This window comes from Longispora fulva, assembly GCF_015751905.1.
Taxonomy (GTDB): domain Bacteria; phylum Actinomycetota; class Actinomycetes; order Mycobacteriales; family Micromonosporaceae; genus Longispora; species Longispora fulva.
Genome location: NZ_JADOUF010000001.1, coordinates 1,200,149 through 1,212,790, shown reverse-complemented (window position 1 = coordinate 1,212,790; position 12,642 = coordinate 1,200,149). Strand labels below are relative to the sequence as shown.

Below are 12,642 nucleotides of genomic sequence, written 5' to 3'. Positions count from 1 at the left end.
GGGCCCCGGCGGCGTCAGTCGGGCAGGGTCGCCGACGTGCCGCTCACCCCGCACGGCCGGGCCTGGCGGGGTCCGCAGCCGCGCCGGCCCGGCACGGCCAGCGGCTCCACCGAGCTGCCCCGGACCGACCAGCGCAGCCGGAGCAGCCCGTCGCGGTGGTACCCGTCGCGCTCGTCCACCTCGGTCACGTGACCGTCGGGAAATTGGAACAGGTACCGAAATGTTGGGAACGCCGCGAGGTTGTGCACCATGGTGTCCTGGTCGAAGTACCCGGCGAACTGCTCCGCCGTGATCATCCGGCGCAGCACCCGGACGGCCGCGGTGACCTCCGCCGGGTCGTCGACCAGGTCGATCCGGTCCAGGACCTGCTCCCCCGGGGCGTAGGCGCAGCGGACGAGGCGCGCGGCGCCCCACTCCACGAGCTTGTCGACGCCGGGGCGGCCGGGGGCGGCGGGCGCCGCGGCGGGGCCGGTGGACGGGCAGGCCGGCATGGCCAGCGCCGTGGTGTCGACGACCACGACGGCGGGCGGGCGGTCCGCGGCGTCGGCGGGATACTCGATCCTCGGGTCCGGTCGGGCCCACCACAGGCCGGCGAGGACGAGTCCCCCGACCGTCAGGGCCGCGCAGGCCCCCGTCACCACTGTCCGTCGCCGCATCGCCGGGCCTCCTCCGCGTGTCGTCCGTCCTGAGACGACACACGCGCAGATTCCGTTCCGCGGCAGGCGCATCGCGCGGTGCGAATCCCCGACGCCCCCGGTCGGCCCTGCTGAGGGCGGCCTCCCGGCGGAACGGAAATCACTCGGCCGCCGGGCCGGCGGCTGGGTAGAGTCGGGGGATGAAGAGTTCAGTCACCGCAGCCGCGCGAGCTATCAGCTCCTCGGTCGTCGCTGCCTGACCCATCCCACCCGGCGACCGGAAGCGGTTCGCCGGTGTGCCCCTGACCTGTTCACGGCCGCCTGGCCGGTCCCTTTCGGTCGCCATGCCCCGAAAGGCCACCGCCATGGACACCCGGACAACCATCGACACCTTCATCACGTACTACCGTGAGCGCGGCCACCACCGCCTCACCGGCAGCTCCCTGCTCCCGCCACCGGGCGACCCGGTGCTGTTCACGACGTCGGGGATGCATCCGCTGACGCCGTACCTGGAGGGTCGCCGGCATCCCGGCGGCCGACGGCTCGTCAACCTGCAACGGTGCCTGCGCACCACCGACCTGGACGAGGTCGGCGACGACACCCACCTGACGGTCTTCGAGATGCTCGGCTCCTGGTCCCTCGGCGACTACGACGGCCCGACGAGCCTGCGCTGGGGCCACGACCTGCTCGTCGACGGCTTCGGCGTCGATCCCGGCCGGCTGCACGTCACCGTGTTCGGCGGCGACGAGCGGGTCGGGCCGGACCTGGAGTCCCTCGACACGTGGACCGGGCTGGGCCTGCCCGTGGAGCTGACCCGCGAGGACAACTGGTGGTCCAACGGGCCGACGGGGCCGTGCGGGCCCGACTCGGAGATCTTCGTGTGGACCGGCGACGGCGAGCCGAGCGGCACCCCGACCGGCGATCCGCGCTGGGTGGAGGTGTGGAACCACGTGATGATGCGCTACCGCCGGCACTCCGACGGCAGCCTCGAACCCCTCGAGCAGCGCAACGTCGACACGGGCATGGGCCTGGAACGGATGGTGACCGTGCTCGGCGGCCACTCCTCCGTGTACGGCACCGACGGGTTCGAGCCGTGGCTGCGGCACGTCCCGGGGCTGTGGGACCTCGACGGGGAGTCGCTGCGGATCGTCTGCGACCACCTGCGCTCCGGGATCGTCGTCCTCGGCGACGGGGTCCGCCCCTCCAACACCGGCCCCGGGTACGTGCTCCGCCGGCTCGTCCGCCGGGTCCTCACCCGGCTGTGGCGGCACGACGGGTCACGGACGCTGTCCGACCTGCCCGGCGAGCTGCTCGAGCACACCCTCGACCACTTCGGGCAGGACATCGGGGTGGAGCAGGTGCACGGGGTGTTCGGGGACGAGGAGCGCCGGTTCCGGAACCTGGTCCGCCGGGGCCGGCCGATCGTGGACCGGCGGCGCTCACGCGGGCCGCTGCGCGAGGAGGACTACCGCTACCTGCACGACACCCACGGCCTGCCCCGCGAGCTGGTCACGGGCCTGCTGTCGGAGGGGAGCTAGCGACGCGGGCGGCGATGCCGTCCAGGACGCAGGACAGGCCGAAGGCGAACAGCTCCTCCGCCGTGTGGTCGGCGGCCTCGACCACCCGGCGCGCGAACCTCGGGTACTCACCGCTGGCGACCACCTGCCGGATGTACGGGCCGACGCTGGCCCGCCACTCCTGCTCGGTGATGCCGGTGCGCCGCCGGGCCTGGAGTTCGGCGAGTTCGCGGGACACGGCGCCGACCACGTAGTCGACGACGACCGCCATGACGTCGGAGGCGAGTGTGATGTCGTCGGTCAGCGCCCCGGCGGCGCCGAGTGCCGTGTCCATCTGGCGCAGGGAGTTCGGGCCGAGGGCCGGGCGGGTGGCCATGACCGGGCCGAGCCAGGGGTGGCACAGCAGCGCGGCCCGCTGGCGGTGCGCGACGGCACGCAGGTCGGAACGCCAGTCCCCGGTGAGGGCCACCGGGGGCGCCTCGCCCTGGACGGCGTCGGTCATCAGGTCGACGAGTTCGTCGCGGCCTGCGACGTGCCGGTACAGCGAGGTGGTGCCCGTGCCCAGGTCAGCGGCGACCCGGCGCATCGACAAGGCGTCGAGGCCCTCGGCGTCGGCGAGAGCCACGGAGGCGGCCACGATCCGGTCGACGTCGAGCGACTGCCGGCGGGGCGCGCGCCGTTCGCGGTTCCACACGACTGTTCCCTCTTCGGCCATGGCGCCCATCGTAATGTGCGGGTACAGTGTTCCCAAACGCGGGAACAGTGTTCCCACATTTGAGGGGGAAACCATGAGCACGGTTCTGGTAGTCGGCGGCGGCACGGTCGGTCTGAGCGCAGCGGTGTTCCTCTCCCACCACGGGGTCGACGTCCACCTCGTGGAGTGCGCGTCCGGACCCCAGGTGCACCCCAGGGCCACGGGGGTCGGCTTCCGCACCATGGAGCTGTTCCGCGAGGTCGGCCTGGACGGCGCCGTCGACGCGGTGGCCGTCGACATGGCCGGCAGCAACCTCGGCAAGGTCACCGCCCGGACCCTGGCCGAGGCGGATCTGCCGGGCCGGCCGCCGGGCCCGACCCGCGCCCGGCTCACCGCCGACATGACCTACACCCCCGTGACCCTGAGGGGTACGTGCCCGCAGAGCCGCCTCGACGCCGTCCTACTCCCCGCCGCCCGCGACCGGGGCGCACGCGTGGAGTACGGCGTGGGGCTGGCCTCCTTCGAGCAGGACGCCGACGGGGTGACCGCCGTCCTCTCCGACGGCCGGACGGTGCGGGCCGACTACCTGGTGGCCGCCGACGGGGCCCGCAGCGGGGTGCGGGCCGCGCTCGGGATCGGAGCCTCCGGCCCCGGCGAGCTCGGCGAGCCGATGACCAACACCCTGTTCCGCGCCGATCTCACGGCGCTGCTCGGCGGCCACAGCTTCGCCACGTGCACCCTGACGCACCCGGACGCGACTGGCATGCTGGTCACGGTCGACGGCGCGACGGAGTGGTGCCTGCACACCGCCGGGGACAGCGCGCCCAGGGCCGATCTGATCCGCATCGCGCTCGGCGTCGACGACCTGGAACTGGAGATCGTCAGCGCCCTGCCCTGGCGGATGCGGGGCCTGGTCGCCGACCGGTTCACGGCCGGGCGGGTGTTCCTGGTAGGGGACGCGGCGCACGCCGTACCCCCGCTGGGCGCCTTCGGGATGAACACCGGCGTGGCCGACGCGCACAACCTCGCGTGGAAGCTCGCCCTGGTCCTGCGCGGGGAGGCGGCACCGGCGCTGCTGGACAGCTACGACGCCGAGCGCCGACCCGTCGCGCTGGTCACACTGGAGCAAGCGGTCCTCCGCTTGGCCGACCCCGCCCTGCACTGGGACCGCGGTCCCGGCGGGGCCGCCGGCCGAGCCCGGGTCGGCGCGCTCAACGCCCCGGTCGTGCACGCCGGATACCGGTACGCGTCCGGCGCCGTGATCGACCCGCGGCCGGCGCTGCCCTCCACCGAGGACGTCGCACTCGACCTGGACGGCGCGCCCGGCTCGCGCGTCCCGCACGCGTGGATCGCCGACGGGGTGTCCACGCTCGACCTGGTCGGGTCCCGGTTCACGGTCCTGACCGCCGACGACGCGTGGCTCGACGCCGCCGACCGGGCCGGGGTCGCCGCGCACGCCGTCGACCTGCCGCAGATCCCGGCACGGGGCGCGCTGCTGGTCCGACCGGACGGGTTCGTGGGCTGGCGCGCCGGCGACACCCCTGACCGGCTCGCCCCGGCACTCGCCGCCCTACTGGGCTACGCGTCGGCCTGACAGTGCCCTCCTGGGCCACATGTGGCTGACGCCCGTGCCGGCCGGCCGCGAACGACCGACGGATGCCGGGTGAGGTGTCGCCGTATTCGGAAAGAGGGTTCAGGGGTGAACCGACAAACACAGGCCCTGGGTGGGAAGGGCCCGCGGCCGGTCGCCGCACGCTGACGGGAGGCGCGCGCGGTCGCCGCACGCTGACGGGAGGCGCGCGCGGTCGCCGCACGCTGACGGGTGGGGCGCCCGGCCCGGCGCCCCACCCGTCACCGCACCAGGGTCACTGCGCGCTGATCACCGTGACCTGGTCGGGGGTGCCGGCCATCTGCGAGGCCGCCACCAGCTGCGGCACCGTGATCTTGTGGAACGGGCTGGACGTCGCCGGGTCGATCGCCGGGTCCCATGCCATGAACGAGGTGGTCGACCACTCGGTCGGCTCGCCGGGCGTGTGGTTGGACGCGGCGGCGTACAGGACGATGTAGTGCCGGGTCGCCCCGTCCGACGACGGCGCCCAGGGCCGCAGCCCCGCCTTGATCAGAAGCACGGCGGGCTGGCCGGCCGCGATCCGCTGCTGGACGTGTTCCATGCCCTTCATCAGGCCGACGCCCTGCTCGTCGTAGCCGGCCCAGGCGTACTGGGTGAAGCCGGCCGGCGGGGAGGTCATGTTCCGGTTGATCGTGCTGGCCATGTCCCACGGCAGGGTGCCCCAGCCGCCGGTACCGGCCTGACCGGCCAGGACCGCCTGGCTGGGCGGGGTGTAGCGCATCGTGGCCAGGGCGGTCTGGATGCTCGCCGGGCCGCAGTAGTTGGCGTCGGACTCCTGCTTCTTGCCGATCACCTGCAGGTCGTTGAGCTGCAGGGTCGGCACCGCGGCCCCGTCGAGGACGAAGTCCGCCGTGACCTTGACCGGCCCCATGGCCCGGGTGACGTCCCCGGTGTTGCAGGACATGTAGCCGCCGGTGTTGATGAACTCCCCGCAGCTGACCGTCTTGTTGCCGCCCAGCTGGGAGGTGAGGGTGACGGTGACGGAGTGGGTGTGCCGGCCGGGCGAGTAGACGAAGCCGCGGGCGCGCATGGTGCCGCCGCTCGGGAACAGGCAGACCTTGTACTCCATCCGCGACGCCGTGCCCCCGTCGGCACAGAGCACGTCGGCGGTGTCGGACGGCGGGGTGGACGTGTCCCACGCCGTCTGCGGGGCCGGGGCTGCCGGGGTGGGCGGCGTGTTCATCTGGAACGCCGAGCCGTTCGGGTTGACCCACTGGGTCTCGCTGTGCAGGCCCGCGGAGTTGACGCCCTGGTAGAGGGTCAGTTCGCCGTCGCTCCACCGGACGACGAAGTCGTTGGGCAGTGCGTTGGCGGTGAACGCGCCGCCGGCGATGACCGTGGCGTGCTGCCACAGCGAGTTGGGCGCCTGGACCTGGATCTCCTGGCCGAGGCCGCCGGTGTTCACCCCGCCGTACATGGTCAGTTCGCCGTCGGTCCAGCGGACCATCAGGTCGGCGAGGTCGTAGCCGGCGGCGTGCACCGAGGTGAGGGCCACCGCGTGCGTCCAGGTGGCGTTCGGGGCGGCCAGTTGGTGTTCCTCGCCGATGCCCAGGGCGGTGACGTTGGAGTACAGCGACACCTCGCCGTCGGTCCACACCACGAGCAGGTCGTCGTCGCGGCCGTAGCCGTTGTACTCGCCGACCGTGATCAGCTTCGCGTGGGTCCACGTGTCGTTCGGCGCGGCCAGCTGCACCTCGTCGTGGAACCCGCCCTGGTCCACCGTGGTGTAGCGGGTCAGTTCGCCGTCGCTCCACCGGACGATCAGGCCGTCGCCAGCCGCGCCGAAGTTGCCGGCGGCGATCGTCACCGCGTGCGTCCACAGGCCGCCGGGCGCCGCCAGCTGGGTCTCGCCGACGAACGGGTACGCCGGGTCGGAGCTCCCGCTGCCCTGGTAGAGGGTGACCTCCCCGTCGCTCCACTTCACGATCATGTCCATGTGCCGGGAGCCGAAGGGCGAGCCGCCGGTGAAGTACCCGTTGGCGATCAGGTCGGCGTGCTTCCACAGCGCGCCGTCGCCCAGCGGGTAGCCGAGGTTGCCGCTGTTGCCGGTGCTCGGCGGGATGGGCGCGTTGACGGCCCGGTCGTACAGGGCGCGGACCCGGCTGTCGAACCGGACGCTGTAGTTGCGGGCGTCGGTGTCGGGCAGGTTCTGGCCCCGGCCGCCGATCACGCCGACGAGGTCGTTGGTGCCCCGGCGGACCCAGGGGCCACCGCTGAAACCGCCCGGGATGCCCAGGCACTGGGTGGTGATCCAGAACTGGCCGTCGAGGTCGGCGGAGCTGTCGCACCGGTACGGCTTGTTCTGGTAGTTGGCGTTGCCGGCCGAGGCGTACCCGAAGATCGAGATGTCCTCCGGCAGGCCCGTGTCGGGCGTCAACCGCAGCGACGCCCCGGCGGTCTGCTGCACGCTCTTGCCGCTGTGCGACTCGACCACCAGGAAGGCGTAGTCATAGGGTGAACCGGCCCCGTTGATGTCCTGGTTGGTTTTCCAACCGTCCCAGACGAACGCGCTCACCACCTTCCACACGCCGAACGGGGCCTGCCCGTCGTGGTAGCCGGGCGCGAACACCAGCGCCGACTTGCCGTACACGCAGTGCGCGGCGGTGACGATCACGTTGCCCCGGGGGCTGTCGACGATCCCGGCCGAGCAGCCGTGCTGGTTGGGGTCGGAGTCGGCGAGCACGCCGATGGCGTTCACCCCGCTCGTCGGGGCGGTCCTGGGGGTCGCGGCGTACGCGACCCCCGCCGTCGGGAGCAGTCCCGCGACCAGTGCCAGGGCGGCGACACACCAGCGCCCCACGGTTCTTCCTCGTGCCATGGCTGTCCTCTCACGCGCGTCGGGGTGACGTGCGCGAGGAGACTAGGACCGTCCACAGTACGGGTTCTGGACGGTTTCTCTACGTTCTCTGGAGCGGGACCGCCTTCGCCGGCTCCGGGGGCGCCAGCCGGTAGCGCATCCGGCACACGATCGCGTCGGTGTCGCGGCGCACCGCCCGGTCGATCACCGCGCCGCGCTGGTTGCGCAGCACCCGCTCCCACAGGTGCTCCGGCTCGATCTCGGCCACGAGCACGAACACCCGCCGACCCGACCGCTGGGCGCGGAGGAAGTCGACCAGCGGCCGGCCGAGGTCGCGGTGCGGGGCGTCGACGAGGGCGAGGGTGACGTCCGGGTGCCAGGCCTCCCACTCCGCGCGGAACCGAACCATGTCGGCGGGCTCGTCCGGGTACACGACCCGCACGGCGACCACCTCGTCGCCCAGGGACATCGCGGCGCACAACGCCTCCTTGCTCAGCGCGGACACGCTGTGCACCGGGACCACGACCAGGGACGTGCCGCCGCGCGGCGGCGCGGGGATGACGCCCAGGCCGAGGCGGCGGCCCATCCGGGCGTAGGCGGCGTGCACGCGCAGGAAGCCGACCACCAGCAGCGGCAGGGCCACCGCGATGATCCAGCCGCCGTCGGCGAACTTCGCCCCCAGGGTCACGACCGTGGCCACGGCGGTCAGGGCCGCGCCGACGGCGTTGACGGCGACCTTCCACCGCCATCCGGGTACCCGGTGGGCCAGCCAGTGCCGGACCATGCCCGTCTGCGCGACGGTGAACCCGACGAACACGCCGATCGCGAACAGCGGCACCAGGGTGTTCATGTCGCCACCGGCGAGCACCAGGATCACGGCGGACACGACGGCCAGGACGACGACGCCGTAGCGGTACACCTGGCGGTCGGCGCGCAGGGCGAACACGTGCGGCAGGAAGTGGTCGGCTGCCAGCAGCCGGGCGAGGACCGGCAGGCCGCCGAAGGAGGTGTTGGCGGCCAGCGCCAGCAGGACCGTGGTGGACACCTGCACGGCGTAGAAGCCGACCCCGTGGCCGAGGGCGGCGTTGGTGACCTGGGCCAGCACCGTGGTGCCGTCGACCGGCCGGATGTCGAACTTCGTGATCAGGACGGCCAGGCCGATCAGCAGCACCCCGAGGATGCCGCCGAGGGCCAGCTCGGTGTGCTGGGCGCGCCGGATCCGGGGCGCCTTGAACGAGGGCACGGCGTTGGCGATCGCCTCCACCCCGGTCAGGGCCGCGCAGCCGCTGGCGAACGCGCGCAGCAGGAGCAGGACGCCGACGGTCCGCAGGGTGCCGGCCTGCTCCAGCGGCGGGGCCGCGGGCGCGTCGCGGAACAGGCCGACGACGATGACGAGGACGACGGAGCCGACGAACACGGCCGTGGGCAGCATGAACGCCCGGGCGCTGTGCGCGACGCCGCGCAGGTTGACGCCCGTGATCAGGGCCAGCACCACCAGGCACAGTTCCACCGTGTACGGCAGCAGGGCCGGGAACGCCGCCGTCAGCGCGGCCACGCCGGCGGCCACGGACACCGCGACGTTGAGCACGTAGTCGATGACGAGCGAGGCGGCGGCGACCAGGCTGGTCCGCCGGCCGAGCCGGGCCTTGGCGACGGCGTAGGCTCCCCCGCCGTCGGGGAACGCCGCGATGACCTGCCGGTAGGAGAAGACGAGCACGCCCAGCAGCGCGGCGATGGCCGCCGTGACCGGGAGGGTGAAGCCGAGTCCGGCCCCGCCTGCCGTTGCGAGGACCAGGACGACGGCCTCGGGTCCGTAGGCGACGGAGGCCATGGCGTCCAGCGACAGGGCGGACAGGCCGCCGAGGACGGTGAGGCGGTGCCGGTCCCCGGCACCGCGGTCTTCCGGGGCTGCCCCACCAGAGGGGTGGGGCCCGGGTTCGTGGGGTTCGAGGGTCTGTGCGGCGGCGGTCTGCATACCGCCACGATGTGCCCCCGCGACCCGGTAGCACCAGAGTTCTTGACGCGATTTCTACGCGACTGTCCGCCACGCCACGTCCTCAGACCGGGCTGCCGCCGCCCGGGACCGGGTTCGCCATGATCATCCACGTGATGGCCACGATCCAGGCGGCCACGACCACGATGCCCAACACCACAGCGTGTCGGCGCGCGAACGCCCGGACTCTGCTCATCGCGTGATCCCCTACGTATGGTGGTGCGGGTACCGCCGTCCGCCGTCCAGGCTAGTCGTACCGACCGGGATGTGAGCATGAGTCACGACAAGGACGTGCCCGCGGGGATCGTCGACTGCGCGCTGTACCGCGACGGTGTCCGCGTGGGCGGCAGGATCCCCCTGGACCTGGCACTGGAGAGCGCCCAGGACGTCACCGACGGCTTCGTGTGGATCGGGCTGTACGAGCCGACCACCGACCAGCTCGCCGCCGTGGCCGCCGAGTTCGGGCTGCACCCGCTCGCCGTGGAGGACGCGGTCAACGCCCACCAGCGCGCGAAGCTCGAGATCTACGGCGACATCGCGTTCACCGTGTTCAAGACGGTCCGCTACGTCGACCCGACCGAGGTGATCGAGGTCGGGGAGGTGATGTGCTTCCTCGGGCGCAAGTTCGTGGTCACCGTCCGGCACGGCCTGGCCAGCCCGCTCACCGACGTCCGCCGGCGCCTGGAGTCCGACCCGGAGTTGCTGCGCTCGGGCCCCGGCGCGGTGCTGTACGCGGTCGCCGACCACATCGTCGACGAGTACAACCTCTCCGGCCAGGGGATCAGCATCGACATCGACGAGGCGGAGTTCATGGTGTTCGACTCCGCGCGGTCCCGGGCCGACAACACCACGGAGCGGCTGTACAAACTCAAGCGCGAGGTGCTGGAGTTCCGGCGCGCCGTGCGCCCGCTCGTCGAGCCGCTGGGCCGGATCGTGCGCGGGGAGCTGGCGGCGGTCGACGGCCGGACCAGGGAGTACTTCCGCGACGTCGAGGACAACCTGCTGCGGGTCGCCGACCGCGCCGACGGGTTCGCCGAGCTGCTGACCGGGACGCTGGCCGCGAACATGGCGCAGATCCAGAGCCGGGAGAACGCCGACATGCGCAAGATCACGGCGTGGGTCGCGATCCTGTCGGTCAACACGCTGATCGTGGGGATCTACGGGCAGAACTTCGTGTACATGCCGGAGCTGCGGTGGCGGTTCGGCTATCCGATCATGCTGACGGTGATGCTGACGCTGTCCACGGCGTTGTACCGGGGATTCAAGCGCAACCGGTGGATCTAGCGGTCTAGTCCTCCGCGGCGTGGTGCCTGCGGTAGTACCGGCCGACCCTGGCCCGGTTGCCGCAGCTCGCCGAGCACCACTCCCGGCGTGGCGGCCGCTTCACGAAGAACAGCACGCAGCCCGGCCCGCCGCACGCGCGCAGCAGCGCCCGGTCCGGGCCGGCGAACAGGTCGACGGCGGCGCGGGCGAGGGTCGCGAGTGCCGCCTGGTCCGGCGCGGCGGCGGTCCGCTCGACCACCTGCCCGTCGGCGTGCAGCGTCGGCCACCGCGGCGCGCGGGCCGCGGAGGCGTTGAGCGTCTCCAGCGCCTCTCGTGGGGCCGGCTGGTCGGTGACGACGGCCCGGGCGAGGTCGCGCACCGCGTCGCGGAGGGCCACGAACGGGGCGAGGTCGGCCGCGTCGAGGTCGGCCACGGCGTGCTCCCGGAGCCAGGCGGTCAGCGCGGCTGCGGTGTCCAGGCCTTCGCGGAGGTCGCCCCGGACGGCGTACAGCGTGTTGGCGTACTCGACGGCCAACGGCTCGCTCTCCATCCGACTAATGGTAGTGCCCCCTTGTGAGCGTGAGAAATCTGTGGCAGGGTTCTAATGGTAACGGCTTCAGTAACCATTAGAAGGTGGTGGGCATGAAGACAGGGCACGTGGGGCTCAACGTCACGGATCTCGACCGGTCCAAGGACTTCTACCAGCGGGTCTTCGGGTTCCAGGTGCACGCGGAGAGCGCGGACCCCCTCCAGCGCTGGGCGTTCCTCGGCCCAGAGGGCACGACCGCAGTCACCCTCTGGCAGCAGAGCGAAGGCCAGTTCGGCCCGGGCCATCCCGGCCTGCACCACCTGTCGTTCCAGGTCGGGTCGGTCGAGGAGGTGCTGGCCGTCGAGGCGCGGCTGCGCGAGCTCGACGCGACCCTGCACCACGACGGGGTCGTGCCGCACGCGGAGGGATCCCAGTCCGGCGGCGTGTTCTTCGCCGATCCGGACGGCATCCGCCTGGAGGTGTACGCACCGAGCGCCCCCACCCCGCACGCCGCACCGACCGGCGCGGCCCCGACCTGCGGCTTCTTCTAGCCGCCCCGGCCCGTCCCGCTACGGGGCGGGACGGGCCCCCATCGAAGGAGCACCGGTGAGCTACCACCACGGAGAACGGGTGGTGCAGGCCCGGATGGCCGCCCGGGCCGGACGGGAACCGAACCCGCCCAGCTTCGGGACCACGATTCCCGACGTCGCCCGCGACTTCCTGCGCGCGCAGCCACTGATCGTCCTGGGCGCCGCGGACGCCGACGGCCTGCTGTGGAGCACCATGCTCACCGGCCGACCCGGGTTCCTGGACGCCCCTGACGAGCGGACCCTGCGGGTCGCCGGCCTCCCCGGTCCCGACGACCCCCTCGCCGGGGCGCTGGGCCGGCCGGCCGGCGTCGGGACGATCGTCCTGGAGCCCGGCACCCGGCGTCGGATGCGGGTCAACGGCCGGTCCACGCCGATCGGCCGAGGCCTGCGGATCGCCGTCGACCAGGTCGTCGCGAACTGTCCGAAGTACATCCAGCGCCGCGAACCGCACCCGGTGGCCGCCTCCCCGGGGGTCGCCCTCGAGGGCACCGAACTGACCGATTCACAGAGCGCCGCCGTCGCGCGCGCCGACACCTTCTTCATCGCCACCTCCGACGGGTACGGCCACGCCGACGCCTCGCACCGCGGCGGCCTCCCGAGATTCGTCCAGGTGCTCGACGCGGGGCATCTGCGCTGGCCGGAGTACGTCGGCAACGGCATGTTCATGACCCTCGGCAACCTGGTGGTGCACTCCTCGGCCGGGTTGTTGTTCCCCGACTGGGACACGGGGTCGCTCCTGCACCTCTCCGGCACGGCCACCGTGGCGGAGGAGCCGGAGGAGCCGCACGCGCGGGCGGTGGTCGACTTCCGGGTCCGGCGGGTGGTGGAGGTGCCCGGGGGCAGCGCGCTGCGCTGGTCGGCCCCCGAGTTCCACCGCTTCAATCCCCCGGTCTGACCACCCGGCACGGTGCGGCGCTGCCCGGCCCGCCTGGCGTGGCCCGGCGCGGCCAGGTGCGGCGCAGCACGGCTCGGTGCGGCCTGGCCCGGCGCGGCC

At 72.9% G+C, this 12,642-nt stretch carries 11 protein-coding genes; 5 read left to right on the top strand and 6 right to left on the bottom strand.

The features are described from left to right. Nucleotides 1-14 precede the first annotated feature (14 nt). Nucleotides 15-656, bottom strand: coding sequence for a hypothetical protein (locus IW245_RS05310; protein WP_197002077.1), 642 nt, complete (start codon nucleotides 654-656; stop codon nucleotides 15-17). 344 nt (nucleotides 657-1,000) lie between these two features. Here IW245_RS05310 and IW245_RS05305 point away from each other — a divergent pair, with 344 nt between their 5' ends. Beyond that, nucleotides 1,001-2,173 carry an alanine--tRNA ligase-related protein gene (locus IW245_RS05305; RefSeq protein ID WP_197002076.1) on the top strand — a complete coding sequence of 391 codons (1,173 nt, stop codon included), beginning with the start codon at nucleotides 1,001-1,003 and terminating at the stop codon, nucleotides 2,171-2,173. Here the strand turns inward: IW245_RS05305 and IW245_RS05300 are convergent. Next, nucleotides 2,145-2,867, bottom strand: a complete 723-nt coding sequence (locus tag IW245_RS05300; protein ID WP_197002075.1) for a TetR/AcrR family transcriptional regulator — start codon at nucleotides 2,865-2,867, stop codon at nucleotides 2,145-2,147. The two genes, IW245_RS05305 and IW245_RS05300, sit on opposite strands and share 29 nt — an antisense overlap. Before the next feature lie 73 nt (nucleotides 2,868-2,940). Here IW245_RS05300 and IW245_RS05295 point away from each other — a divergent pair, with 73 nt between their 5' ends. Then, nucleotides 2,941-4,440 carry an FAD-dependent monooxygenase gene (locus IW245_RS05295; protein ID WP_197002074.1) on the top strand — a complete coding sequence of 500 codons (1,500 nt, stop codon included), beginning with the start codon at nucleotides 2,941-2,943 and terminating at the stop codon, nucleotides 4,438-4,440. Nucleotides 4,441-4,711: 271 nt separating this feature from the next. Here IW245_RS05295 and IW245_RS05290 read toward each other — a convergent pair whose 3' ends face one another. The 3 genes from IW245_RS05290 to IW245_RS41475 form a co-directional block, all read right to left on the bottom strand. Next, nucleotides 4,712-7,294 (bottom strand): C39 family peptidase, encoded by a 2,583-nt coding sequence (locus IW245_RS05290; RefSeq protein WP_197002073.1) that lies wholly within the window; start codon nucleotides 7,292-7,294, stop codon nucleotides 4,712-4,714. Between the two features lie 79 nt (nucleotides 7,295-7,373). Continuing rightward, nucleotides 7,374-9,248: an APC family permease gene (locus IW245_RS05285; protein WP_197002072.1), complete on the bottom strand. Its 1,875-nt coding sequence runs from the start codon at nucleotides 9,246-9,248 to the stop codon at nucleotides 7,374-7,376. An 82-nt stretch (nucleotides 9,249-9,330) separates the two neighbouring features. Continuing rightward, a complete protein-coding gene (locus IW245_RS41475; RefSeq protein ID WP_267919923.1) occupies nucleotides 9,331-9,462 on the bottom strand; it encodes a hypothetical protein in 132 nt (43 codons plus the stop codon). 77 nt (nucleotides 9,463-9,539) lie between these two features. On the opposite strand from IW245_RS41475, the gene IW245_RS05280 reads away from it, so the two are divergent. Beyond that, complete coding sequence (locus IW245_RS05280) at nucleotides 9,540-10,550, top strand: magnesium and cobalt transport protein CorA (RefSeq protein ID WP_197002071.1); 1,011 nt, start codon at nucleotides 9,540-9,542, stop codon at nucleotides 10,548-10,550. Between the two features lie 4 nt (nucleotides 10,551-10,554). Here IW245_RS05280 and IW245_RS05275 read toward each other — a convergent pair whose 3' ends face one another. Then, nucleotides 10,555-11,079, bottom strand: coding sequence for a CGNR zinc finger domain-containing protein (locus IW245_RS05275; RefSeq protein ID WP_197002070.1), 525 nt, complete (start codon nucleotides 11,077-11,079; stop codon nucleotides 10,555-10,557). A 92-nt stretch (nucleotides 11,080-11,171) separates the two neighbouring features. On the opposite strand from IW245_RS05275, the gene IW245_RS05270 reads away from it, so the two are divergent. Both IW245_RS05270 and IW245_RS42055 read left to right on the top strand, forming a co-directional pair. Beyond that, complete coding sequence (locus IW245_RS05270) at nucleotides 11,172-11,609, top strand: VOC family protein (RefSeq protein ID WP_197002069.1); 438 nt, start codon at nucleotides 11,172-11,174, stop codon at nucleotides 11,607-11,609. A 55-nt stretch (nucleotides 11,610-11,664) separates the two neighbouring features. Next, nucleotides 11,665-12,543 carry a pyridoxamine 5'-phosphate oxidase family protein gene (locus IW245_RS42055; protein WP_197002068.1) on the top strand — a complete coding sequence of 293 codons (879 nt, stop codon included), beginning with the start codon at nucleotides 11,665-11,667 and terminating at the stop codon, nucleotides 12,541-12,543. Nucleotides 12,544-12,642: the final 99 nt, after the last annotated feature.